The following is a 25892-nucleotide window of genomic DNA, read 5'->3' as shown; positions in this document are numbered from 1 at the left end:
GTGGTTTGGATCAGGTTCCCGCTGTGATTGCCGCCAGAGTTATCATTGAACAAATGAAGATCGTGATAACCAGGCCCTTGAGCCAGTCTCCATACATCGATGTCCGCAATTGCTGGACGGGCGCCGTACCCGAATCGATATTCTGGCGGGTCCATTTCTGGCGATCGAGATGGAACAGGACCTGGATCTTGATGAACGAGCCCACAAACTGCTGATGCAACAGGAGCAGGGGCACAAGCGGTGAAGCAATGCCGCCTTGGTGCGCGACGTTGACGGTCTGGATGAACCGAGTCGCAAGGACGATGGACAGGTACGCCGGAAGCGCGACCCATTGGCCTTGCAGGAGAAAGAATGTGAGGAAGATCGGACCCGTCAGGCTGGTCCACATGCTGAGGCGCTGGTCCACGAGGCACCACCAGGTAAACAGGCCCATGCGCCGGGGCCCCAGCAGGATGGCCCGGTCGGAATTACGCAGCATGTTGCCGAACCAGCGTTGCATCAGCCGGGCGGATGCATTCAGGAAGCCGCCTTTCGGCAGTTCTTCCATGCAACTGACATAGGTGTCAGGCAGATAGATCATTGCCCATCCGTCCTTCAGGCAGTGATACCAGGTAGACTTGTCATCACCCGTCAGCATCGGGAGTTTTCCCAGCCGCCAATGGTTCAGAATGTCTACCTGGAGCCTGTCTATAAATGCCGTGTCCAGTGCAACATTTGCGCGGAACACCGAGAACCGTCCCGTCAGGCAAAGAACCCGGCGGGAGAGACTCAGCGAACTCATGTACAGATTCCTCAGTGCAAATCGCGTGGCGTACCAGGTTTGCGCAAGAGCGCCGCCACGGACTTCGGCCGAATTGTTGACTGTGAGGGCGGCCAGGTCCGGCATCATTGTGAAGAAAGGACAGGTCTTCTCCATCAGGCCGGGCGTGACGACGGTATCGCCGTCCATGAGGATCACAATCCCTTCGCCGGTTTCATCGCTGCGCTGCAGGGCGCGCAGTGCGGCTGCCATCGCATCACGCTTCCCGGTTCCGAGCTGGAGCTGGGTGATCAGATCGATATGTCCCGGCAGACGGGCCTCGTCAAAGATCTGGTGGATGAGGCGGGCGTCCCCGTCATCGGTCACCGACGCCACCACCGTGGCCGGTACACCATAAGCAGCCAGCTCCTGAAACAGGGAGGAGTAGACGCCAAAGTTTTCCGACGCCGACATCTGATAGGAGGTCACGACAACACCGATATGTTCCGGCAGTGTCGAGGGGTCTGCCGCGACCGTCTGGGCCTGCTGGCGCAAACGGGGAAAGACCTTGTTCCTGTAGTGCTCCGCCCGCACAAAATGTGTCATCTGCCAGCCGTATCGCCATGTGGCGATGAATCCCAATGGGAAGACAACATGGTCCATCCCATGTACAGGCGATTGCGACAGGGTCACGGCAAGTAGGAACAGGAATGCTGTGATGTATGCGGACCAACTTATGGAAAATGTTCCGAACGACGCATAAAGACGCCGGACTTCATTGCCCGCACGTTTGGCACCGTCTGCAAGCCACCCTGTCGCCTCACTCCATGGCGTGGGAAGGGAAGTTGCCCCTGAACGCATTCAAAAACACCGTTTACTCTACAAGCTCAGAAGCTTGTCCGGCATTTTTATTGATATTGTGTTCCGTGTCTGATTTCGGTGAGCTGGGTGGAAAGGCGGCCCCGACTACCTGCACCGCCACCAGACTTACTTTCCCGTCAGTCCTCGGTCCACGTGCCAAGGGCCTTGTAGAGCGCGATACTGTTCAGATTGTTGTCCAGGCGGGCGAGGATGAGCTGCTGCTGGGCGTTATAATACTCACGCTGGGCATCGAGAACCGTAAGGTACCCGTCGAGACCGGATTTGAATCGCTCGCCTGACAGGTCAAACGTGACTTGTGTGTCTTCCGCCAGCTGTTGAAGGGCCGTCAGGCGCCGGTCAATTGTGTCAGCTACGGCCGCTGCATCAGCGACTTCGCGGAATGCCTGCTGGATTGTGCTCTGATAAGTCGCCAGCGCCGCATCTGCTTCGGCGCGTGCTGCCTCGACATTTCCGCGCCGGCGGTCGAAATCGAAGATCGGCAGGTCGATCGCTGGGGTAAAGGTCCAGCCGCTCGATCCGTCACCATTGAACAGGTCGTCGATGGACCCGCTGGCGACGCCGACACCACCGGTCAGTGAGACGCTTGGGAAATAGGCCGCACGAGCGGCGCCGATATTTGCATTGGATGCCCTGAGGCGCGCTTCAGCAGCCCGAACGTCCGGGCGATCCAGCAGCACTTGCGAGGACTGGCCGACGGGCAGGTTGAGGGCGACCGGGGCGGGGGAGAGGATTGCCTCCTCCAGCAGTGCGCCCGGCAGGGGTGCGCCGACCAGCAATTGCAGGGCATTCATATCGCGGCGCATGGCGGCTTCGTACTGGGCTGCCTGAGCCTGTGCCTGCGCGACCGAAGCTGACGCGCGGCGCACATCCAGCTCGCTGGCGGTTCCGGCTGCGAACAATTCCCGTGTGAGGTCGAGACTTTCTGTCTGGCTCTCGGCTGTCCGGTTCGCGAGCTTCAGCAATTCATGATCTGCCGCAAGCTGCATCCAGGTTTCCGCAACTGTTCCGGCGAGAGAGATCTTTGCAGCGCGTTCGCCTTCTTCACTGGCGAGATAGGCCTGTAGCGCGGCGTCATTGAGATTGCGGACCCGACCGAAAAAGTCGAGTTCCCAGGCGGAGACACCGATCTGGGCGTATGTGCTGTCGCCGAAAACCGCCGCCCCAGTGGAGCCTTCATCAAAGGCATCGCCTGTCTGGACCGATGCATTCGCACCGATGGCGGGCCAGCGGGCCGAGCGGGAGACGAGCAGGTTCGCGCGCGCGGCGCGGACGTTTGCTGCCGTGACGCGGAGGTCACGGTTCTCTTCCAGCGCAATGCCGATCACCTGTTTGAGGGCAGGGGAGGTGACGACCTCGTCCCAGAGGAGCGGTTGGGCCGCTTCTGCATCTGAAGACGCGCCGGGTAGGGCGGCCGGAACAGGCAGCTCACCTGAACTGTACGCCGGGGCGAGATTGACGCAGCCTGCCAGCATCAGAGTGCTCAGCGCTGTTGCGAGGAGTGACTTGGTATTCATGCGGGGGTCTCCGCTTGATTGTCAGGACCGGAAAAGCGGTTGGTGAGTTTCCGGACGACTACATAGAAAATCGGCGCGAACAGCAGGCTGAACGTCATCGCTGCGATCACGCCGCCCAGCACGATAATGCCGATGGCGTTGCGGCCCGCTGCCCCGGCGCCTGTGCTGAGTGCGAGCGGCAGGACGCCGAAGCCGAACGCAAACGATGTCATCAGAACCGGACGGATCCGCAGGCGGACGGCTTCAATCGCTGCAGCAACCAGTTCTTTTCCCTGGTCCTCCAGGGATCGTGCGAATTCGATGATCAGGATCGCGTTCTTGGAGGCAAGTCCGACCGTGGTCAGCAGGCCAACCTGGAAAAAGACGTCATTCGACAGTCCGGCAAGGCTGGCGCCAGCGACGGCACCGGCCACGCCGAGAGGCGCAACCAGCAGAACCGAAATAGGCACTGTCCAGCTCTCATACAGGGCGGCGAGGCAAAGGAAGACAAACAGGATCGAGATACCGTACAGCGCCATGGCCTGGTTGCCGGATTCACGCTCCTGCCGGCTGAGGCCGCTCCACGCATAGCCAATGCCGTCCGGGAGTTGCGAAATCAGCTCTTCCATTGCGAGCATCGCGACACCGGAACTCTGACCGGGTGCCGCCGAGCCCTGAATGTTGAATGCTGGCACACCGTCAAAACGCTGTAGTTGTGGCGGGCCGTAGGACCAGTTGGAGCTGGCAATCTCTTCCAGCGGCGCCATTTGGCCCGTGTTGGTGCGGACGAACCAGTCGCCGACATCGTCCGGCTGCATTCGGTCAGCTGCCGCGCCCTGAACGTAGACACGCTTGATACGGCCACGGTCGATAAAGTCGTTCACATAGGTGCCGCCGAAAGCGACAGACAGCAGGTTGGTGGCATCGGAGATCGACACGCCGAGGGCCTGGGCCTTCTGATAGTCGAGGTCGATATTGAACAGCGGACCATCTTCCAGACCGTTCGGGCGCACACCAGTCAGACGCGGGTCCTGGCTGGCCATGCCCAACAGCTGGTTGCGGATGCTCATGAACTCTTCGTGCGTGTAGTTTCCATCATTCTGGAGGAAGAGGTCGAAGCCGCTCGAATTGCCAAGCTCCCGGATCGCAGGCGGGGAAATTGCAAATACCCGGGCCTCATCGATCTGGGATAAAGCGCCCATGGCGCGTCCGACGATTGCCTGAACGGAGTTTTCCTGTCCGGGACGCTCTGACCAATCCTTCAGCGAGGCAAAGGCAATGCCATTATTCTGTCCCTGGCCAGCAAAGCTAAATCCGGCGAGCGAAAAGATGCCCCGAACATTCGAGGCTTCGTTCGTCTGATAATAATCGACAACGCCATCCATTACTTCTGCCGTGCGCTCAAGGCTGGCATTGGCCGGCAGCTGGGCGAGCGTAAAGTAGTTGCCCTGGTCTTCGTCGGGCAGGAAGGATGCAGGCAATCGGATAAAGGCGAGCCCGGTCAGGGCGACGATCACGGCAAAGCCTGCCAGCATGATTCCCTTGCGCCGCAGGGCGCGCTCGACCGTGGCTTCATAAGCCTGCGAAAGCCGGTCAAACCCATTGTTGAATATGCGCGCCGGTGCGGAAAGCAGCGAATGGGACTCGCCATGGCCAGGCTTCAGGATCGTCGCGCAGAGAGCAGGGGACAAGATAATTGCCACCAGAACCGATAGGGCCATTGCGGATACAATGGTGACGGAAAACTGCCGGTAGATAACGCCTGCAGACCCCGGGAAGAAGGCCATCGGAATAAAGACGGCCGACAGAACAACAGCAATCCCGACCAGTGCGCCAGTAATCTGTTCCATCGATTTGATGGTGGCCTGCCGGGGCGGCAGCTTGTCTTGCGACATCACACGCTCGACGTTCTCCACAACAACAATCGCGTCATCGACCAGAAGACCGATGGCAAGAACCATGGCGAACATGGTCAGCGTGTTGATGGACATGCCCATGATGAGCAGGACGGCAAACGTCCCCAGCAGAACGACGGGCACGGCAATCAGCGGAATGAAAGATGCCCGGAAGCTCTGAAGGAAAACGAAGATGACGATGAAGACCAGTGCGATCGCTTCGAACAGGGTCTTCTGCACTTCATGAATCGAGGTTTCGATAAAGGGTGTGGTATCGACCGGGAACGCGTAGACCATGTCCTCCGGGAAGTTGTGGGACATTTCCTCGACGGTTTCCTTCACGCGCTCGGCCGTGTCGAGCGCGTTGGCACCCGTGGCGAGTGAGACGGCAAAGCCGGTCGCGGGATATCCGTTGAATCGTGAAATGAAAGCGTAGTTCTCCGCCCCCAATTCGACGTCTGCAACATCGCCGAGCCGCACGGACCCGCCTTCAGGAGTGGTTCTTAGAAGCAGGTTCCGGAATTGCTCCGGTGTGGACAGAAGCGATTGCAGGGTGATGGTGACATTAATTTCCTGACCCAGGACAGACGGTGCGCCGCCCAGGGCACCGGATGCAATTTGCGCATTCTGGTCGCGGATCGCCTGCACGATATCGGCGGGCATCAAATTGTACTCGACCAATTTTTCCGGTTTCAGCCAGACCCGGATGGCGTAGGGGGATCCGAACGCGGTGACACTGCCGACGCCATCAAGGCGACTGATCGTGTCATACATGTTGGACCGGACATAGTCGCCGAGGTCTGTCTGGTCGAACGTTTCGCCCGGTGAATACAGGGATGTGATCAACAGGAAGCCCGTGCTGGCCTTGCTGACCGTCACGCCCTGGCGTTGCACCTGTTCAGGCAGGAACGGAGTTGCCAGAGACAGCTTGTTCTGGACCTGCACCTGAGCGATGTCGGGATCAGTGCCCGGACGGAAAGCAAGTGTGATGGATGCAGACCCGTCTGAGCTGGACGTCGAATTGACATAGTCGAGCCCGTCAAGCCCGGTCATTTGTTGTTCAATGATCTGGGTGACGGAGTTCTCTACCGCTTGTGCGGAGGCACCGGGATAGTTTGCCATGACGCTGATCGTCGTTGGCGCAACATCGGGGTATTGCGCGACCGGAAGCGTGCGCAGGGCGAGGCCGCCTGCAAGCATGATAAGGATCGCGATCACCCAGGCGAATACCGGGCGGTCGATGAAGAACTTTGCCATCAGTCTAACCTGTGTGCCTTATTTGGATCCGCCGCGCGTGTCCTGCGCAGCAGAGGTTTGCTCGCTGGCGGGCTGCGGCTCAACTTTCATGCCTTCGCGGATGGTCTGCAGGTTTGCCGTGGCAACCTGTTCGCCGGCGCTCAGACCGGTCAGAACCGTCCAGGTATTGTCTGTGTTCTGCTCAACGGTAATCCGTCTTTGCTGAACGATCCCCTCCCGGTCCACAACCATGACAGTCGCATCCCCGGTCGGAGTGCGGGAAACCACAGACTGCGGAAGGGTCACCACATTCTCGTAATAGCCGGCAACAAATTTCGCCCGCACGAACATGCCTGGCAGGATCAGGTTTTCCGGATTGGGAACGACGACCCGGACAGCGACCGTGCCGGCGCTTTCTTCAACGTTCACTTCGCTGAATTCCAGATCACCGGGCAGGGGATAGGGGGTGCCGTCGGCCAGGATGATGTCGACCGGTATCGTGTTCTGATCCGTGGTTGCGATGTCTCCGTCCGCAATCCGCTGGCGCCAGGTCAGCAGGCGGGCGCTGGACACTGTGAGGTCGACATAAATGGGGTCAGTCTGCAGCACACGGGCGAGTGGCTCTGTCTGGTTCTGAGTGACAAGTGCACCCTGAGTGAAGGATGATCGGCCAATACGGCCTTCGATCGGGGATGAGATTTTTGTCCGCGCGAGATCAATACGCGCGCGGTCGAGGGCAGCTTTCTGGATTCCGATGTCGGCCTCTGCCTGGCTGGCGGAGGCAACGGCCTGATCGTATTCCTGCTGGCTTACAGCATTGATGCTCGCCAGCCGCTCGAAACGCGCTGCTGTTTCGCGAGCGACGGCAGCCGTGGCTTCAGCGCGCGCCAGGGCGGCTTCGGCACTGCGGACTGCGGCGGAGTATTCCGCAGCGTCGATCTGGTAAAGCGCCTGACCTTTTTTGACCGTGTCGCCTTCCTTGAACAGGCGCTCGCTGATGATGCCGGTCACCTGCGGGCGGATCTCCGCCTCGGCAAAGGCGCGGGCCCGGCCGGATAGTTCAATGACATTCGGCACATCTGTGAGGCGGACCGTCATGGTCTGGACGACAGGGGCTGGCGGAGCAGCGGCTTGCTGGCTCGCCGTCTCACCACCGCAAGCGGTGAGCACCATGGTCGCGGCGAGCAATAGTGCTGGCAGGCTCTTCTTGGCGGTTTGCATAAAACGATCCTTGACGGCGAGCTGGGAGGAGAGCTATCAAAATAGAATGAACGCTCTATCTAATGATGCGGTGCACAAAGTCAAGGTGCAGATATTTAACAGGGGGGAGAAAGAACAGATGGGTGAAATGCCTGTGTCGAAGACGGCCGCAAAGCGAGAAGCGCGGATCTGCGAGATTCTCGAATGCGCCGAAAAACACTTTTCAATCAAAGGCTTTCATGGGGCTGGCATTTCAGGCATTGCCGCCGATTGCGGCATCAGCGTGGGGCATCTCTATCACTATTTCGGAAGTAAAGATGAACTGATCCAGGCTGTCGTGAAGCTGGAAATGGGGCGTCAGGAAGAGAGTATTGCAGCGTTCGAAGACCTGTCACCGGAAAACCTTCGTATCGAGATGGCGGAGCTGACGACCACAATTTTTTCCAACGACAAGGAGCCGTTCAGGACGGTCCTGAACTTTGAAATCCTGGCAGAGGCACAGAGGAATCCGGATGTTGCGGCGATCATGCAGCATCATGATGCGCAGATGCGCCGGCGTTTCATGTCCATTCTACGCCGGGCCGGAATTGATGATCCTGAAACCCGGACGGAGTTGATCTTTACAATCTTCTCCGGCTTGTCCGCCCGTGCCCTGCGTCATCCGGAACAGGAGCGTGCCACCCTCCTTGAGGTGATCCAGGACGTCATCCTCAAAATCCTGGGGGACAAGCCGGTCACATCAGATGCAGCATGTGACTGAGCGCTGAACCTTGGGATCAATCTGGTTCGCGAGGATTGTCGCCTTCCGCAGAGAAGTGGACGGGCTGCTTGGCCTTGAAGGCCTCGACGGCACTCGCAAAATTTCGGGTGTGGGAAAGAATCACCTGATTACGGTCTTCGAGGGCGAGCGCAGCTTCCAGACCCGGTGCGTCGATGTTCACATTCAGGATTTCCTTGGTCATCCGCAGGGCGAGAGGTGCGGTCGACATCATGTCATCGACATAGCTGTCGACGAGGGCATCCAGTTCCTCCGGTCCGGCGATATCCGCCAGCAGGCCGAGCTGGAACGCGCGTTCAGCCCCCAGCATGCGCCCGGTGAGCAGTAGCGCATTCGCCGGTCCAGAGCCGATGAGCCGAGGGAGCAAATAGCTTGCGCCGATATCGCCGCCGCCGAGGCCGATGCGGATGAAGGCGGCATTCATGCGCGCCTTCTGTTTGGCCAGTCTTATGTCCGACGCCATCGCGAGGCAGAATCCTCCCCCGGATGCGACCCCGTGTATGGCGGCGATGATAGGCTGGGGGCATTTGCGCATCGCGAGAATGATCTTGCCGAGTCTGTGCTGGATCGCGAATTTTTCAGGCAATGTCCCATCAACGAACCCATTCGCCTGGTCGCTGGACAAGTCGAGCCCGGAACAGAAGCCGCGTCCGGCGCCTCGCAGGACCACAATTCTGACTTCGGGCCGGGAAGAAAGGCCTTCGAAGTAGGCAAGCAGCCGGAAGGTCAGGTCGTCGTCCAGCGAATTGAGGCTATCCGGGCGATTGAGCGTGACGTGTTCAACCGCACCTTTTTGCTCGATCAAAAGGGTGTCCATCAGCTTCATCTCCTTCATGTTTTCCAGGGTATCGAACTGGATCTGGCCAGACTTTGAATTGCCTACAGAATGTCAAAAATATTTACAAATAAGATTTCGACCCTAGAACAGGCGTTAGAAACAATCAGTTTGCAAATAAGAGGATACACCATGGCTAAAGTTCTGATCGCCTTCTATTCACGGGATGGCTCGACAGAGGCTTTGGCCCAGGCAATTTCCGATGGGGCGACATCGGCGGGCGGTGAGGTCCGGATGCGCCGGGTCAGGGAGTTGGTTGACGATGCGACGATGGGCTTCGTTCAAGGTTGGAAAGAGGCAGCCGATCAGATGAATGCGACCTACGAAGCCCCGACCGTGGCTGATGCCGAATGGGCAGATGCGATCATCCTCGGGTCCCCGACGCGCTTTGGGCTGCTCGCGTCCGAGCTCAAGGCCTTTCTCGATAGTCTCGGCGGGCTCTGGTTTCAGGGAAAGCTGGCTGGAAAAGTCGGATCGGCCTTTACATCCTCCTCCAGTCTTCATGGGGGAAACGAGATCAACAATCTGACCATGTTCGTCCCCATGGCGCACTTCGGCATGATCATCGTGCCACCGGGATATGCTGATCCTGTCATGTTCAAAGCCGGAACGCCGTACGGGGCATCTTCGGTTTCCTACGGTGGTAGCAAGGCGCCGCCGACCGAAGATGATCTCGCATCCGCGCGGTTTCAGGGCAAACGGGTTGTCGAAGTCGCCAGTGCCTTGGCGAACGCCTGACGCTTTCAACAGGGGAGGGGCTCATGTCACAGATCGAGGTTCCGGAATTCGTCGAGGTTTCTCCCCGCGACGGACTTCAAAACGAGAAAAGAACTCTGACTGCTGAGCAAAAAATCGAGCTTGTAAACCGGATGATTCAGGCTGGCGCCCGTCGGATCGAGGTGGCGAGTTTCGTCAATCCCGCTCGCGTGCCGCAGATGGCGGATGCCGAAGCGGTGGTTGCGGGTCTCCGCCAGCGTGACGATGTCACCTATATCGGCCTTGTTCTGAATAAGCACGGTGCAATGAGAGCATTGGAAGCGGGGTTGGCTGAGCTTGGTGCAGTTTGCTGCGCCTCAGATACCTTCGGTCAGCGCAATCAGGGGCAGGACGCTGATGGGACGGTGACGACCGCGATCGACATCATCCGTCTGGCACAGGCCCATGGCGTATCAGGCCAGGCGACGATTGCGGTGTCGTTCGGCTGTCCATTTGAGGACGCTATCAGCCATGACCGGGTCGTGGACATTGCCCGCAAACTCGCCGCGGCAAATCCGCGGGAGATCGCACTGGCAGATACAATCGGTGTGGCGGCCCCGCTCGAAGTGGAACAACTTGTCAGCCGTGTGGTCAGGGCGGTCGCACCGATCCCGGTCAGGCTGCATTTTCACGATACACGGGGAACCGGTATCGCGAATGTCTGGTCCGGCGTGAGGGCCGGGGCGAAAACGGTGGACGCGTCGGTCGGCGGACTTGGCGGATGCCCTTTTGCGCCCGGTGCCGCGGGCAATGTCAGCAGCGAGGATGTTGCGTATATGTTCGAGCGCGCGGGAACGCCAATCGGCCTCGACAGGACACAGCTCGCAGATACGGCACGCTGGGTTCGGAGATTGCTTGGGAAAGAAGCAATTGATTGCGTCGCCTGACCTTGCGCAGGCCTTTCCCGTAGGCGGATGCGGTCCCGCAGGAAAGTCCTTTTGCGATGTTCTGCGACGAAGAATACTGTGTTGGTAAGACACAACTGCGCACTGTTTTTGCCAGAATTTTCAACTCCGTGCACAGTGCGCGCTGAATCTGATTGTTGCCAAGCTGCTGGCGGAAGACGATCACATCTGGGAAAGGTGGGTAAGAACCATGGCTGGAACTCTCACGAATAAGGACACGGTCGCCAGGCGGCCGCTGACGAAATCAGAGGCGGGGCAACCTCAGGATCCCCTGTTGATGTGGGAGTTTTTGCGCGCCTTCATCTGGCTGGACAAAGGGCTGCAGCAAAACATGGAAGCCCGTGGCTGGCCGCCGCTGTCCCGCACGGAATCGCAGGTCATGTTGCTCGTGTCGGTTGGCATTGTCCGGCCGATTGAGGTTTCCCGGAATCTCGGACTGACACGGCAGGCCATTAATCAGACACTTTCGCAATTGGTGGACAAAAAACTCGTCGAACTGGACGACGATCCCTGTGACAAGCGCTGCAAGATCGTCCGCTTCGCGCGGGAAGGAAATTCCATGCGGCGCGATGCCGTCAGTATACTGCGGCGCCTCGAGGGCGAACTCGCGCGCCGTGGCGGGCGCAAGACACTCGAGATGCTCTACTCAATGGAAGACTGGAACTGGGACGCGCCGCCGATCTTCGACGAGTCCTGATGCCCATCTGAAAACGTGATCGGACGGTTACGCCAGGATAATTGGCGGCGGCCGTCCCACAAGCATCTTCCCGTGCAATTCCATCGTTGGGTCCTGGTCGAAGACGACATGGCAGGACGCCATGTTGATGTCCCGGAAAGCGCGCTGGATCGGTGAGTCCGACATGTGTCCGCTGGCGCCAGATCCCTGCGCGAGCAGAGTCACCGCGTCACGGCAAATCGATGCAATATGGGAGGACATCGCACGCTGACGGGCCCGGTTTTCCAGCGGTATCGGCGGCATCGTGGCGTCCGATTCAATTTCCTGTGCCAGCGCGTCGATCATCCGGGATGCGGTTTGCGCAGCCAGGTCTGCCTTGGCGAGCCGAATCTGGAGCGCTGGATTGTCGACGCTCGTTCGTCCGGAAAAGGTGCTGAGGAATGTTTTTGCCCGTTCGACTGCGTGACCTGCCGCGCCGAGCGTTCCGCTGACGATTGCCGACAGTGCCGCAACGCAGAGCATGGGTGTAAAAGCGGAGGTGTAGACGCTGCTGTCGTGAATCTGCGCGCCTTCCGCTTCGCCGGATCGGGCGGGCGTGGCGTCCATCACCCGATGGGCGGGGATGAAGATGTTGTCGAAGATCACGTCATGGCTGGCCGTTGCAGCCATGCCGGACGTGCGCCAGGTGTCTTCCAGTTTGGCCTCGCTCCAGGGCATGGCGAACATGCGTACGGCAGGCGGGCGAGGGGGCTGGCCTTCGACGGGTTCAGGCAGGTCTTCCTCGACAATGCCAGAGACCATGCACCATTGCGCGTGGGAGGAGCCGGTGCCCCATTTTGCGCGCCCATTGATGCGGTAACCCCCTGCTTCAGGCTGGGCTTTTACGGTCGGTGCCACCATTACCGGCCCAAGACGTGACGGGCCATCGGCGAATATTTCCTTCTGCGCCTCTTCCGGCAGAAGGCACCACATCCAATTGTGAACCATGTAGAAGGCAAGGGTCCAGCCGGTCGACACATCAAGCGGTGAGAGGGCCTTCATCACTTTCACCATCGAAGAGATGCCAAGCTCATGCCCGCCATAGCGCTGTGGGACCAGGATTTCGAACAGACCTGCCTCAGCGACATCTGCAATTGTCTCGTCGGCGACCCGTCGGTCGCGCTCGGACGTTTCTGCGCGTGCAGCAATGGCCGGCGCAATTGCGCGGGCCCGTTCGACCAGCTCGTCGGTCAGCTGCTCTGTATTCCGGACCGGGGCAGCGTTTGTGTCAGCCATAAGTGTTCCCTTTGTCTCCCTCTGGCGCGCAGAGTGTCGAGTTGGCCTTAAATGTCAATGTTATTGACAAAAATTGCGTTTCGGGTTGAATTTGAGGCGAACAGGAATTCGCCGCACAGTGCTTTTTAGGTAGTGTGCAAGGCAAGAACACAAACAGGACGCGCGAACCGGACGAACGCGCAATCGGAGGAAATAGCCATGTCTCTCTCGAAGCTGACCAACATCCACCATGCGGCGTACCGCTGCCGCGATGCCGAGCAGACGCGCTGGTTCTATGAAGAAGTGCTCGGACTGCGGTATCGCGCTGCCCTCACCTTCGAAGAGGTCTCCGGCACGGACATCAAGCGCGAATACATGCACCTCTTCTTCGAAATGGAAGATGGATCGATGGTCGCGTTCTTTGATGAGCCGTACACGGTCAAGCCGGACCAGTTTGAGCAGAAAGACAGCTTCGACGTCCATGTCGCATTCGAAATCGACAATCTCGAGGACCTCGAAGTCTGGAAACGCAAGATCAAGGATGCGCGGATTAAATGTGCCGGGCCTGTCGACCATGGTTTCGTGAAGTCGATCTATTTCTACGACCCGAACGGCTACCAGTGCGAAATCACCTGCCGCACGCCAGATTACACGAAGATCCTGGACGAAGAAGAATCTGACGCGCGGAAGATTACACGTGAGTGGACTGAGAAAACCCGCAAGCGCAAAGAGGAACTGTTCGGGGCAGAGGCCCTCGACAAGCGGGAAGTCTCAGAATTCTATCACGCCTGATCGTATGACTGCGGATAGAACGAGACGGGAAGGGCGGGCCTCCGGCAAGCCCTTCGGCATGATCGCGTTGATTGGTACAAGCTTTGTACTGGCTGGGTGCAGCCAGTCCGGGACCCCATCGGCCGGGAACCTATCGGATAGCGGGATTGCCTCCGTCGACGCCGACTCGGCTGACTCCGTAGAGGTGAGCTGCCCGGGCTACAGCCCCGGGCACAAGCAGGTGTTCTGGGGCGACCTGCATGTCCATACGGCGTATTCACTCGATGCGTATGGGTTCGGGACGCTGCGCACGCCGGCGGAAGCCTACCGGTTCGCAAAAGGAAACCCTGTGGGGTCACCGGCAGGAGAGGTGAAGCTCGACCGCCCGCTCGATTTCATGGCGGTGACCGACCATGCCGAATGGCTGGACCTTATGTATACCTGCACCGACCCGCGTATGTCGGCGCATCCATACTGCGTGAAGCTTCGAGACCAGAGCACTCAGGAAACCGGGGCAACTGTTTTCCGGGATTTTGTGAACCCGACGCTGACACAAGCGCAGCCTGCGAAGGCAGATATCTGCACAGAAGACCCAGCTGCATGTGACAGCGCATTGCTCAGCCAATGGGAGCGGTTGCAGCAGCAGACCAATGAAGCAGATGATCCGTGCACATTCACGGCGCTGAACGGGTTTGAGTGGTCGGCCACACCGAATTACTCCCACACGCATCGGAACATCATCTTTGCGAGCGACAAGGTGACGCCCACTCCGGTCGATTATCTCCGCTTTCCTGAAATCGACCAGCTCTATTCCAAGCTTGAGGCGGGATGCCGGGCTGAGGATGGGTGCGACGCCATTACAATCGCGCACAACATGAATATGGGAGACGGCAAGAGCTTTGACGTTGAGACGGAAAGCGAACGTACGCTGGCGTTGAGAACGCGCTATGAGCGCCTGGTGGAAATCACGCAGGAAAAAGGCACCAGCGAATGCCTGCCGGAATATGCAGACCGCGAAACTTCGGCGGATTGCAGCTATGAAAACTACATTACGTCTCACTCCAGACCGAAACCGCTCGCGGATTTCGAAGAAGAAGAGTGGGAGCAGATGCGCTCGACCTATGCACGGGGGCTCCTGCGACGCGGGTTGATAACCTATGCCAACCGGCAGGATGCCGAAGGCAATCCGTTGCAGGTCGGCTTTATCGGCTCGACTGACAGTCACACCGGGCTGGGTGGTTATGTGGAAGAAGACCAATGGCAGGGAACGGTGTTTGGCATCGGAAACTTCGAACGCAATATGAGTCGGATAGGCTTCAATCCCGGTGGCCTCGTTGCTGTCTGGGCGGAGCAGAACACACGCGACGACATCTTCAACGCGCTGAAAAACCGGGAAACCTATGCCACGAGTGGTCCACGGATCGCGCTGCGCTTTGATGCTTCGGCAGGAGGGGAGGTGCCTGCCTGTTTGGCAGGTGGCGCCCTTGCACCGGTTGCTGGCAGCACGTCCATGGGCAGCGTCTTGCCGGAGGCCAGCCAGACAGCGACGTTCCGGGTCGCCGTAACAGGCGACAAGGCCCCTCTGCAAAAAATCGAGGTCATCAAAGGCTCGCTGTCTGGTGACAGATATGAAGAAGCGGTCATTCCGGTCTGGACGAGCGAAGCAGGCGAAGCGAACGCATGTGTGGTCTGGTCTGACCCGGATTTCGATCCTGAAGCCCCTTCATACTGGTATGCACGGGTGACCGAAGTCCCGACTCCCAGATGGTCTTCTTATCTGTGCCAGGAAGCGGGACGTTGCGAAGAATTCCCGGATGCCGACGTCATGATACAGGAACATGCGTGGGCATCGCCGATCTGGCATCTGCCCACGCGCTAGGCTCCGGCCTCTATTCCCAGGTCCTGGCTTCCTCAACGGCTTTCCGGATCGCCGGCAAACCCCAGAGCATGATCAGCCCGGCGAGCGGGATCACAATCCCGCCGCACAGGGCGAGCGATTTGTTGAGGGCGGCGTCGCTGTGGAACACATAGTCTGTTGCGCTCGCCACCACTGTGGGCCCGAGTCCCATCCCAATGAAGTTCGCGACCAGGAAGTAGAGCGCAACGGTCTGCCCACGGAGCTGGTTCGGCGCCATCAGCTGTATCAGGCCGCCGGCGATGCCGCCCTGAAAAGCAGAGAAGAAAACCGCAACCGATAGACAGATCAGGCCGAGCAAGGGTGTGCTGACGAAGCCGAGCGCAACGACGAATGGCCACATCCCAGCCATCGAAAACAGGATCACCCGGCTATAGGCATCGGGAATTCCCTTGGCGAACCAGCGGTCTCCAAGGGCGCCGCCAGTCAGCAGGCCTGTGGTGCCGGCGATCATCATCAGAACGCCAAACGTGCGACCGGCATCTCCGCGAGAAAAGGAGAACGTCCTCATCAGGTATTCAGGCCCCCAGATGTTCAGGCTGAACACGACCATGACGAAGAGAGAAACGCCCAGAATATGCGTGAACAAGGCGCGCTTTCGGCTGATGACGAATTTCAGCGCGTCTTTCAGCGAAACGCCTTTCTTGGAAGTTTCCGTCTCTATCAGTCCCCGGCGTCCGGGTTCACGGATCAGGAGAACCAGGAAGGTAACCAGCAATCCGGGCAGACCAACGAGGAAGAAGGTAAGCTGCCACCCTTCACGTTCACCGATCATTGGCAGGACGACCGTACCCGCGTTCATCGCGATCGTTACAACCCATCCACCGATGACATAGGCAAGGCCCGAGCCGATCGTTACGCCGAGTGTGTAGACGCTGAGCGCCCGGGCGAGAGACTTCTTCTCGAAATAGTCCGTGATGATGGAATAGGCCGCTGGTGACAGGACAGCTTCGCCGACGCCGACACCGATGCGCGCGATAAACAGGGAAGTGAATCCCTTCGCCATACCGCACAGCGTGGTCATGATGCTCCAGAATGTGATGGCGATCGCGATCAGGTGTTTGCGGCTGCTTCGGTCTGCGATGCGCGCCAGCGGGATCCCCATGATCGAGTAGAAAATGGCGAAAGCAAATCCGGCAAGTAGGCTGTATTGCGTGTCCGAAATATCGAAGGACTGACGGATGGGACCCACCAGCAGGCCCATGATCATTCGGTCAATGAAGGAAACCGTTTGGGCCAGCATCAGAATGATGACAGCATACCAGGCATAGAAGCCGGATCTTGCAACAGGTGCTTGGTGTTCGGTCGCCATGGGCGGTGTTTCCTCTTTTTGTATTATCTTGTTCAGGCCACACGGTGGCGGAGGGGCTGTCCGTGGACGGCAGCCAGCGTGTTGGCGACCGCAACTTCGAGGCTGCGGTCGAATGTTTCGTTGGTGAGCCAGGCGATGTGCGGCGCCGGGATAACATTGTCGAGCTGGAACAGCGGGTTTGTGCCGGCGGCAGGTTCGGGATCAAACACGTCCAGACCGGCGCTTTTCAGATGTCCTGAGCTGAGTGCAGCGTAGAGCGCGCTTTCATCGACCAGTCCGCCGCGTGCTGTGTTGATCAGGACTGCGCCGCGCTTCATGCAGCTGAGCTCATTAGCGCCTATTGTGTGGGGGGTGTCTTCGTTGAGCGGGATGTGCAGCGAGACGATGTCGGATTGCGAGATCAGCGTGTCGAGCGAGACATGCGTATACGGCACGTCCTTTTTTGACCGCGACGCATAGATCACCTTTGCGCCCATGAACTCCAGAATAGGCGCGAGCAGTCTGGGAATGTCTCCAAAGCCGACGAGGCCGACAGTCTTGCCATGCAATTCCTGGAGAGATTCCCGCGTCGTCTCATCCGGAATCCATTGCCCGCTGCGGCAAAGGGCGTCGAGACGCGGCTGGAGTCTGAGCGCCGAGAGGATCAGCAGAAGCGTCATTTCCGCGACAGCCCGGCTATTCGTTCCGGGCATGTTACAGACAGCAACGTCGTACGCTTTTGCGGCCTCCAGATCTATCGTGTTTACTCCCACGCCGATCTTCTGAACCAGTTTCAGCGATGGTGCACGGGCTATATGATGGGCCGTGACCGGACGGAGCACGTGCCACAGCACGTCGGTCTCCCGCAGAAGCGCGTCAAACTTTTTGTCGTCTGACTGGTCGCAACAGGTCACGTCGATATTCTGGTCCTTGAGTGCATCAAGCTTTGCGAGCAGGTTCGGGCCCGCTTCATAGTGGAAGAGCACCTTGATCATCTTGAACCCCTCAGTCCTTCAGCATCGCGCGCGTGAATGCCTGGATGTAATTCATGTGGGCTGTCACACCTTCGGTAACGCGTTTTACGTCGCCCACCGCGATAGCCTCGGCGACCTCAGCATGCATTTCGGCAACCAGACCGAGGTCGTCTTCATGTCCGGCATAATAGTGCCAGAAGCGGCGAGAAAGTCCGTGTAGGGATCCAAGCGCGTTGACGGCGAACTCGTTGTCGCAGGCGGCGGCGACCGCCATATTGAATTTCTGGTCGATCTTGAGGAATCGGCGGTAGCTTTTCCGCCCATCATTCCGGAATGATTTCGCGAGAGACTGGAACACTGCACGTTCCTGCCGATTGGCGCGCTCGGCTGCATGGCTTGCAACAAGAACCTCCAATGCGCGCCGGGTTTCAACCAGCCGCAATTGCTGGCGGATATCAATCGGTGCGATCCTGAGGCCGCGGCGGGGCATGATCAGGATCAGGTATTCTTTCGAGAGGCGTAAGACCGCTTCCCGGACGGGCGTGCGGCCCAACCCGATGCGCTGGGCAAGTTCCTGCTCCGTCACCAGCGTGCCCGGAGCGAGTTCCATCGTGACAATGAGTTCCTCAAGCTGCTCGTAGGCATCTTCCGACAAGGGGCGTGATTGAGGCGTGGGGGAGGGGTTAATTTCGGCCAAGGACTGACCCTCCAGCATATTTTGCCCTGGCGCCGAGAGATTCCTCGATCCTCAGCATTTCATTCCATTTCGCCATGCGTTCCGATCGTGTGAATGAGCCGACCTTGAACTGGCCAGACGCCCAGCCGACGCTGAGATGGGCGATCGTCGTATCTTCACTTTCGCCAGACCGGGCAGAGACGATTGTGCCCATTCCAGCGGCCTTTGCTGCATCGAAGGCATTCTTTGTCCGGGTCAGGGTGCCCGCCTGGTTCGGCTTGCAGAGCAGGGCTGTGCAAGAACCGTCTGCGATCGCCGTTTCTACATTCACGCGATTGGTGACGAGTAGGTCGTCTCCCACAATCTGTGTTCTATCTTTGAACTCGACTGTGAATTTCTGGTGGGAGGTGTGATCGTCTTCGGTGAAAGGATCCTCGATCATCGCAATCGGATAGGATCGCACCCAGCCAGCGACCTGATCGTACCATTCTTCCGTCGAGAGGGCCCGGCCTTCTGCTTTCAGAATGTAGGATCCATCGCGGAAAAACTGGTTGGCGGCGACATCGATCGACATGCCGACCTGTGTCTCCGGATCAAATCCGGCTTTCTCGATACTGATGAGCAGGGCGTCCAGTGCCTGTTCATTGCTGTCGAACACCGGCCAATAGCCCCCTTCGTCCGCCACACCTACGCTTGCCCCCCTCCGCGCGACCAGATCTCCGGCCGCAAGATAGATTTCAGCAACCCATTCGAGTGCTTCCCGGAAGCTGGACGCGCCGAAAGGAACCACCATGAAATCCTGCAGGTCCATGGCCCCCGCGGCGTGCGCGCCGCCGCCGAAGATTTGTATTTCCGGAACCGGAATCAGCGGAGCGTCGCCCATGGCGAAATAGGACCAGAGCGGCTCATCCCGTCCGGCGGCTGCTGCATGCGCGATGGCGAGCGATGTTGCGATCAGCGCATTGCCGCCAAGACGGCTGAGCTGTGGCGTTCCGTCGAGCGCCTCAAGCGTGCCATCGACAAGTTCCTGCTGGTCGGCCGGCAATCCGATCAGTACAGGAATGATCTCGTTCCGAAGACCGGCCATGGCCTCTGATACGCCATAACCACCGAATGCCGCGCCGCCGTCCCGAAGGTCCAGTGCTTCGCCTGCGCCGGTGGAGGCTCCCGCAGGAGCGATGGCGCGTCCGACGGCACCATTCGATAGCCGGATTTCGACTTCGATAGTCGGCCGCCCGCGGCTGTCCCAGACCTGACGGCCTTCCATGGATGCGATGTCGAGGTGGCTCACGCTTGTGTCTCTCCTTTATCGGAATGGGGCGCCCAGTCGGAGAACCATTCGTCGGCCAAAGCGCGCAGAGAAGTTGCCGCTTGCTTCAGATGGTTCCAGGCAAAATTTCTTATGGCCGCCTTGTCGGTAGGGGCGGTGATGTACTCAACCGGAGACTTCCCATCCATGCGGGCGAGCAGGAAACCGGACAGGTATCTTGCTGCGCGGGCGTCCAGGTCGTGATCGGTACCGGCTGCGAAGTAGTTTGTATGGAAGGTGTCAAAGGCCGCTTTGTATTTGGAGGCGTGCTGCGGCTTCCAGGCAGCCTTCAGGCAGAGGTGCGCGCTGCAGAAGGCAAGGTCGAAGGCCGCATCGCCGGTATTGGCACATTCTGCATCAAGGATCACCGGGTGGTCCCGGCCGAAAAGAATGTTCTTTGGACTGAAGTCCCCGTGGATCAGCCAGTGGCGATTTTCCTCAAACAGCTTCACGAGTCCTGTGAGTTCGTGTTCGAGTTCCGGGTTCGCTGGAACGCTTGCCAGGAAGTAAGGGGACAGGCGCAGGGCATGGATCAGGTCGGGTTGGGTGAAGGCCGCGTGCACCTGGGAGTCTGCAAGGCTGGCATCATGCAGGCGCCGAAGCGCCAGGGCGAGTTGCCGGACAAGGTCTGTCCGGATAACCCCGTTCTGCAATTCTTCCTTCCAGGCCGTGTATTCCGATGATGGGAGGTATTCCGTGACCAGAACACCGCGTGAAGGATCATGCCCCAGAACTTCCGGTGTCACGCCTGGTGCGACTGTGCGCGCAAACCGGTAATAGGCCGCTTCAAAATCAATACGGCTGGTAGGGGCAAACCACTCACCGGCAACTTTCAGTTTCGCGAGTGCTCTTTTGGCGCAGACAGGCCCCTCTGGCAGGTCAACGCGCCAGATATCGCATGAAACGCCGCCGCTCAGGGGCTCGCCGAAAAGTTGTCCTGTGGCGTGTGTCAGCCCCAGCTCCCGGAGCGCTTTGCAGATGGGGGCTGGTACGTTTGGAATTGTGCGCTCCTCGCCTGTGCCCAGAATTTGCTCCGGCGCCGCCATTGGCAGAACCGGCTTCTTGATGTACTGGTGATATATCAGAGGTGGGGAGGTGTCCAGCTTCCCGCCAATCCGATGGGAGGAACCGGCATGACGGAAGAGCCATTGTGGGTGCGGCTTTCTGAACTGGAAGCCGCGGCGATTGCAGACGTCCTGGTCGCGATGGGGCTGGAGACACAGGTGCTTGCTGCGGACCTTCGCCCGCTTGGCGCCGCGAAAATGGCGGGCGTCGCGTTGTGTGCAGAAGGCGGGGAAGGGGGCGGCCAGCCCGCCATTCCCACATTCGAGCTTGATGACCTGGTAACGCCCGGTGCGGTCGTGGTGATCGCGACCAATGGATGCGACAAGGGTGCGATCATCGGAGACAACATGGTGACGAGCATGGTGCGTGCTGGCGCCCGTGGTTTCCTGCTGGATGGCGGTGTTCGCGACCGTGAGGCGCTGGTAGATGGGCCGGTTCCAGTCTGGTGCCGGTACGCCTCGCCCATCAATGCGCACAGGAAATGGAAATACACGGCCATGAACCGTCCGGTGACGCTTCCCGGCATCTGGGGCGACGTGGAAATCCGGCCGGGCGACCTGATCCTGGGAGACGAGGATGGCGTGGTTGTGCTGCCGCAGGAACATGCGGCGCAGATCATTCACGACGCCGAAATTCACATGCGTGCAGAGGCGGATATCAAGGCTGCGATCGAGGCCGGGGAAAGCCGCGAAACCGCCACCAAATCCAGTCGTCGTCTGCAACATGTACGTCCTTTGACTATGCACGCGGAAATACCAAAAGAATAGGCCGGAATGACCCAACGGAAACGTTTGACCGGCCATCTTTTTAATGTAGATTAAAAACTTCTTGAAGGGGCAAAGTAACGTTTTCGGGCGTCGCCCGCACGTTCTGACCCAGAAAAATAAACTGGGAGGTCCGCATGACGGCCACGAAACACAAATACGACCGGATTCCGTACCTCGTCGTTTACGAGGACAAATCCGCCTTCAAAGACACTTATGCCGGTGAGATCGACAAGGTTGCTCTCAGCTGCCAGTTGCTGAAGCCCAAGGACAATCCATCCAAGACGGTGGTGATCTGGTCCCACCCGATCGGGGGCGGTTCATACCTGCCGATGATGGCTGCGCTCGCGAAGAGCGGTGTTCACACGATCTATTGCGATACGCGCTATCGCGGTGTCGACACGGCGCTGATCATGGAGAAGGTTGTCTGCGATCTCGGCGCGGTTGTGCGCGACGCAAAGGAACGTCTCGGCTACGAGAAAGTCGTCCTTGGTGGTTGGAGCGGTGGCGGGTCCATGTCGCTATTCTACCAGTCGGAAGCCGAACAACCGTCAGTGACGTCCACACCGGCAGGGGATCCGCCGGATCTCACCAAGCGCGGTTTCATTCCCGCCGATGCGGTCATGCTGGTCGCAGCGCACCATGCCCGCCATGTGACTTTCACAGAATGGCTAGATCCATCCGTGATCGATGAGAACGACCCGGAGAACCGCGATGTTGAGCTGGACATCTATGATCCGCGTAACCCCAACAAGCCGCCATATTCGGCAGAATACCTGAAGCGCTTCCGCCAGGCGCAGATCGACCGGAACAGACGCATTACGAAATGGGTGAAAGACAAGCTTGCGGAATACAAAGCCGCCGGCCAGACGAACCGGGAATACGGCTTCGTTGTCCATCGCACGATGGCGGACCCGAAATGGCTGGATCCCACGATCGACCCGAATGGACGCAAACCAAACTGGTGCTTCCTGGGTGATCCTGAAGTCGTCAACGACAGCCCGGTGGGGCTCGCCCGGTTCTGTTCGCTGCGCAGCTGGCTCTCGCAGTGGAGCTATGATGACGCGCGTGCAGACGGCGTGAAATGCGCCGCGAAAATTTCCGTGCCCGTGCTTGTTGTCGGCAACACCGCAGATGACGGCATAACGCCGGAGCACACCAAACGCCTCTATGAGGCGGTCTCGCATGACGACAAGGAACTGGTGTGGATCCAGGATGCCAACCACTATTTCTTCGGCCAGCAGGAGAAAGCGGTCGAGGCAGCCGAGACCTGCGCAAACTGGCTCCAGAAACACGGGATGTAAGACATGGCATCCGAAGACCGCAAAACGCGGTCTCTTGAGGAGATCGCAGACCCCGACATTCAAACGCTCGCAGACTTCCCGCGATGCCATGCCGGTCGGACCCCGGGCAAAATGGCGATTGTCTACGAGGACCAGACACTCACTTACCGTGAACTGAACGATTTCAGCGACCGGATTGCCTGGGCCTTGGGGAAGGCCGGCGTCGGCCGGGGAGACCGCGTTGCGTTTCTCGACAAGAATTCCGATGCATTTTTCCCGATCCTCTTCGGGACCTCTAAGGCCGGTGCCACATTGGTTCCGGTCAATTTCCGCCTCGCTCCGAAGGAGGTCGCTTATATCCTGCGTGATAGTGGCGCAAAGCTCATCTTTGCCGGGGAAGAGTTTCTGGACATCGTCTCGGCGGCTCGATCGGATGCCGGTGATCTGGAGACAGTCGTCGCAATCGATGCGGGGCAGGGCTTGTCCGGATGGGCAGGCGCTTCACCGGGGGCGGGCGGTCTGCCGGACCCGCCGATCCCGGAAGAGACGGCGGTGCAGATGTACACCAGCGGCACAACGGGTCATCCGAAAGGCGTAGAGATTACCCACCACGCCATGGTTCGGGCGGCGATTGAAGGCCTGTCTGTCTGGCCGGCGATGTTCCGTCCTGATGCGGCCGTCTTGTGCACGATGCCGCTGTTTCACATTGCGGCCTGCAATCTAGGACTGGCGGGCCTCTATGCCGGCGCGCGTGCGGAAATCCTCCGCGCGGCGTCCGCGGCTGAAGTCATTGAGTTGATCGCGGATCACAAGATTGCCGTGACACCGCTTCCGGCTGCCCTGATCCATGACATCATCCGGCTCCCGGAAGTGGGTAATCTCGACCTGACGCATCTCGACACATTGCTGATCGCCGGCTCCGGCATCCCGGTCGAACTGCTGAGGGAAGCGCAAAGCGTCCTCAAATGCGGGTTCGCACTCTCCTATGGTATGACAGAATGTTGCGGAGGGCTGACATATCTTGGCCCTGCGGATTGCACCTATGATGCGGGCACGAAACTGAAATCAGCGGGCAAACCTTTGGGCGCGTCCCGTCTGAAGGTTGTGGATGAGAATGGCGTGGAACTGCCGCCCGGCCAGATCGGCGAAATTCTTTGCCAGACAGACCGGGTGATGAAATCTTACTGGAATAAGCCCGAAGCGACGGCTGACGCCCTGAAGGATGGCTGGTATCATAGCGGGGACGCCGGTTATTTCGATGAGGAGGGGTTTCTCTATATCGTCGACCGGATCAAGGACATGGTCATCAGCGGCGGTGAGAATATTTACCCGGTCGAAGTCGAGAATGAACTCATTCAGCACCCGGATGTCGAAGATGTGGCGGTGATTGGTATCCCTGATTCCAAATGGGGGGAAAGTCTGCTCGCCTGTATTGTGCCAAAAGCCGGTGTGCGCCCTGATCCCAAAGAAATTGAGTCGTTCCTTCGGCCCCGCCTCGCAGGTTACAAGATACCGCGGAAATATACCTTCGTGGACAGCTTCCCCCGCAACGCGACCGGCAAGGTGCTGAAGCGGCAGATGCGACTGGACTTCGCCGACCTGGCCAGCTGAAAAAAAGGTGCGCTGTGAGTTTTGAAATCACGCCCCCACTATTCCACGATTTCATTCGCCTGAATGGCAAATGGTATCCGGACAAGCCCGCAATTATCGATGAGGGCGGAACGCTCAATTGGGGGGAGCTTGACCGGCGTTCCAGCCAGGTTGCCAACGGGCTGCTTTCGCTTGGTATTGGAAAAGGTGACGGCGTTGCCATCCTGATGTCGAACGGCGTCGAATATGTCGAAGTCATGTACGGTATCCTGAAGGCCGGGGCGATCATTGTGCCGTTGAACCTCGCCGTGATTGAGGAAGGCCTCGTCCGGATGATCGAGGACTCCGGCGCGAAGGCGATTTTCTACACGCCTGACCAGTTCGGGCGGTTCAAGGAACAGGAATTCCCCTCAGGCCGGCCAGCGGAGTTTGTGCTCGGCGAAGCAAGCGGCACGGCTGATGAGTTCCGTACCTGGAGAGACTCACAGTCAGATCGCCAGCCCGCGGTAAAGATCGGCGAAGATGATCCGTGTAACATCATCTACAGTTCCGGCACGACGGGACTGCCCAAAGGCATTAAACATGCCTACCGGCGGCGTATACAATCCATGTATGAGCTGTCGCTTGCTCACCGGTATCATTTTGCAGCCATCTCGATCTGCCCGATCGGGCTCTATTCCAACATTGCCTGGGCATCGCTTTTCTGTGCCCTGATCGTAGGCGGAACTTGTGTGGTGCGGTCACGGTTCGATGTGGACGACTGGCTGGACTGTGTCGAACGCTACGGCGTGACGCACACGTTCATGGTGCCGATCCAGTTTCAGCGCGTGTTGGATGCGCCGGGCTTCCGGTCGGAACGCGTTGCGTCACTTGAAGCTGTCATTTCCGGCGGCGCACCCCTGTTTGAGGACCTCAAGCGGAGGGTTGGCGAGCAGTTCAAGTGTGCGGTCATCGAACTCTACGGACTGACCGAGGGGTTCATGACAACGCTGCAACCGGAAGAGGCGGAAGGGCGGACAGCATCAGTCGGGAAGCCTGTGCGCGGAAATGACTACATCCTTGTCGACGATGATGGCCGGGTTCTTCCCTGGGGCGGGACCGGCGAGATCTGCGTTCGCTCCGTGCACTGGATGGTGGAATATCACAACCGTCCTGAAGCCACCGAAGAGATCAAGTATGTAGACCCGGATGGAGTGTTGTGGCTTCGGACAGGGGATATCGGACGCACGGATGAAGCTGGCTATCTCTACATCACCGACCGGAAGAAAGACATGATCGTGTCCGGCGGCCAGAACATCTATCCGGTGGATATCGAAGCGGTGATGGTGGGACACCCCGCGGTTTCTGAAGTTGCCGTCATCGGTGTACCGGATGCGAAATGGGGCGAAACGCCCATCGGCATCATTGTGCCGGAGCCGGGCAGCAGACCGGATCTGTTGGCGGAAATCCTGGAATGGACCAACACACGGGTTGGCAAACGCCAGCGGATTGCCCGCGTTGAGATCCGTTCGGATATGCCCCGAAATCCGAATGGAAAAATCCTGAAGCGCGTGCTGCGCGACGAATACGAATAGCGGCAGGGCGGAGTCGCCTGACGCTGACCAA

At 58.9% G+C, this 25892-nt stretch carries 21 protein-coding genes; 10 read left to right on the top strand and 11 right to left on the bottom strand.

The features are described 5' to 3' along the window. Positions 1-10 precede the first annotated feature (10 nt). The 4 genes from HY17_RS11795 to HY17_RS11780 form a co-directional block, all read right to left on the bottom strand. Positions 11-1345 carry a glycosyltransferase gene (locus HY17_RS11795; RefSeq protein ID WP_065383017.1) on the bottom strand — a complete coding sequence of 445 codons (1335 nt, stop codon included), beginning with the start codon at positions 1343-1345 and terminating at the stop codon, positions 11-13. Between the two features lie 392 nt (positions 1346-1737). Continuing rightward, complete coding sequence (locus HY17_RS11790) at positions 1738-3135, bottom strand: efflux transporter outer membrane subunit (protein ID WP_034766726.1); 1398 nt, start codon at positions 3133-3135, stop codon at positions 1738-1740. Then, entirely contained in the window at positions 3132-6266 is a 3135-nt protein-coding gene (locus HY17_RS11785) for an efflux RND transporter permease subunit (protein WP_034766725.1), read from the bottom strand. The genes HY17_RS11790 and HY17_RS11785 overlap by 4 nt, the downstream gene beginning before the upstream one ends. Positions 6267-6284: 18 nt before the next feature. Next, the gene (locus tag HY17_RS11780) at positions 6285-7466 is read right to left on the bottom strand and encodes an efflux RND transporter periplasmic adaptor subunit (protein WP_034766724.1); all 1182 of its coding nucleotides are present in this window, start codon (positions 7464-7466) and stop codon (positions 6285-6287) included. On the opposite strand from HY17_RS11780, the gene HY17_RS20260 reads away from it, so the two are divergent. Continuing rightward, positions 7417-8205 (top strand): TetR/AcrR family transcriptional regulator, encoded by a 789-nt coding sequence (locus HY17_RS20260; RefSeq protein WP_158531500.1) that lies wholly within the window; start codon positions 7417-7419, stop codon positions 8203-8205. The two genes, HY17_RS11780 and HY17_RS20260, sit on opposite strands and share 50 nt — an antisense overlap. A gap of 16 nt (positions 8206-8221) precedes the next feature. Here HY17_RS20260 and HY17_RS11770 read toward each other — a convergent pair whose 3' ends face one another. Then, positions 8222-9040, bottom strand: coding sequence for an enoyl-CoA hydratase/isomerase family protein (locus HY17_RS11770; protein ID WP_034767039.1), 819 nt, complete (start codon positions 9038-9040; stop codon positions 8222-8224). A gap of 150 nt (positions 9041-9190) precedes the next feature. Between HY17_RS11770 and wrbA the strand changes: the two genes are divergently transcribed. From wrbA to HY17_RS11755, 3 genes are all read left to right on the top strand, one after another. Further along, entirely contained in the window at positions 9191-9796 is a 606-nt protein-coding gene (gene wrbA / locus HY17_RS11765; RefSeq protein ID WP_034766722.1) for an NAD(P)H:quinone oxidoreductase, read from the top strand. Positions 9797-9819: 23 nt separating this feature from the next. Further along, positions 9820-10701, top strand: coding sequence for a hydroxymethylglutaryl-CoA lyase (locus tag HY17_RS11760; protein ID WP_034766721.1), 882 nt, complete (start codon positions 9820-9822; stop codon positions 10699-10701). 295 nt (positions 10702-10996) lie between these two features. Then, positions 10997-11416 (top strand): helix-turn-helix domain-containing protein, encoded by a 420-nt coding sequence (locus HY17_RS11755; RefSeq protein WP_034766720.1) that lies wholly within the window; start codon positions 10997-10999, stop codon positions 11414-11416. 27 nt (positions 11417-11443) lie between these two features. Here HY17_RS11755 and HY17_RS11750 read toward each other — a convergent pair whose 3' ends face one another. After that, positions 11444-12670, bottom strand: coding sequence for an acyl-CoA dehydrogenase family protein (locus tag HY17_RS11750; protein WP_034766719.1), 1227 nt, complete (start codon positions 12668-12670; stop codon positions 11444-11446). A 198-nt stretch (positions 12671-12868) separates the two neighbouring features. Here HY17_RS11750 and HY17_RS11745 point away from each other — a divergent pair, with 198 nt between their 5' ends. Together HY17_RS11745 and HY17_RS11740 are read left to right on the top strand one after the other, a co-directional pair. Then, the gene (locus tag HY17_RS11745; protein ID WP_034766718.1) at positions 12869-13441 is read left to right on the top strand and encodes a VOC family protein; all 573 of its coding nucleotides are present in this window, start codon (positions 12869-12871) and stop codon (positions 13439-13441) included. A 4-nt stretch (positions 13442-13445) separates the two neighbouring features. After that, entirely contained in the window at positions 13446-15299 is a 1854-nt protein-coding gene (locus tag HY17_RS11740) for a DUF3604 domain-containing protein (RefSeq protein WP_081813117.1), read from the top strand. A 10-nt stretch (positions 15300-15309) separates the two neighbouring features. On the opposite strand, the gene HY17_RS11735 is transcribed toward HY17_RS11740, so the two are convergent. From HY17_RS11735 to HY17_RS11715, 5 genes are read right to left on the bottom strand one after another with little or no spacing between them, the layout of a single operon-like run. Then, positions 15310-16647 (bottom strand): MFS transporter, encoded by a 1338-nt coding sequence (locus HY17_RS11735; protein ID WP_034766716.1) that lies wholly within the window; start codon positions 16645-16647, stop codon positions 15310-15312. A gap of 32 nt (positions 16648-16679) precedes the next feature. Then, positions 16680-17621: a 2-hydroxyacid dehydrogenase gene (locus HY17_RS11730; protein ID WP_034766715.1), complete on the bottom strand. Its 942-nt coding sequence runs from the start codon at positions 17619-17621 to the stop codon at positions 16680-16682. A gap of 10 nt (positions 17622-17631) precedes the next feature. Beyond that, complete coding sequence (locus HY17_RS11725; RefSeq protein ID WP_197020277.1) at positions 17632-18297, bottom strand: GntR family transcriptional regulator; 666 nt, start codon at positions 18295-18297, stop codon at positions 17632-17634. Next, positions 18284-19567 (bottom strand): phosphopyruvate hydratase, encoded by a 1284-nt coding sequence (eno, locus tag HY17_RS11720; RefSeq protein WP_034766713.1) that lies wholly within the window; start codon positions 19565-19567, stop codon positions 18284-18286. Before eno ends, HY17_RS11725 begins: the two co-directional genes overlap by 14 nt. After that, positions 19564-20631: a phosphotransferase gene (locus HY17_RS11715; RefSeq protein WP_051600033.1), complete on the bottom strand. Its 1068-nt coding sequence runs from the start codon at positions 20629-20631 to the stop codon at positions 19564-19566. Before HY17_RS11715 ends, eno begins: the two co-directional genes overlap by 4 nt. A gap of 87 nt (positions 20632-20718) precedes the next feature. Here HY17_RS11715 and HY17_RS19465 point away from each other — a divergent pair, with 87 nt between their 5' ends. The 4 genes from HY17_RS19465 to HY17_RS11695 all read left to right on the top strand — a co-directional run bounded on the left by HY17_RS19465 (position 20719) and on the right by HY17_RS11695 (position 25861). Then, on the top strand, positions 20719-21417 hold the full coding sequence (locus tag HY17_RS19465) for an RraA family protein (RefSeq protein ID WP_051600032.1): 699 nt from the start codon (positions 20719-20721) through the stop codon (positions 21415-21417). 134 nt (positions 21418-21551) lie between these two features. Further along, positions 21552-22718 (top strand): alpha/beta fold hydrolase, encoded by a 1167-nt coding sequence (locus tag HY17_RS11705; RefSeq protein WP_034766711.1) that lies wholly within the window; start codon positions 21552-21554, stop codon positions 22716-22718. A gap of 3 nt (positions 22719-22721) precedes the next feature. Next, positions 22722-24308 carry a long-chain-fatty-acid--CoA ligase gene (locus HY17_RS11700; protein WP_034766710.1) on the top strand — a complete coding sequence of 529 codons (1587 nt, stop codon included), beginning with the start codon at positions 22722-22724 and terminating at the stop codon, positions 24306-24308. A gap of 14 nt (positions 24309-24322) precedes the next feature. Further along, positions 24323-25861 (top strand): class I adenylate-forming enzyme family protein, encoded by a 1539-nt coding sequence (locus tag HY17_RS11695; protein WP_034766709.1) that lies wholly within the window; start codon positions 24323-24325, stop codon positions 25859-25861. The last annotated feature ends 31 nt before the right edge of the window (positions 25862-25892 follow it).

The sequence above is a fragment of the Hyphomonas sp. CY54-11-8 genome, from assembly GCF_000682735.1.
In the GTDB taxonomy this organism is placed as follows: domain Bacteria; phylum Pseudomonadota; class Alphaproteobacteria; order Caulobacterales; family Hyphomonadaceae; genus Hyphomonas.
The sequence above is the reverse complement of the archived record's forward strand: the minus strand, read 5'-3'. Positions and strand labels throughout refer to the sequence as shown.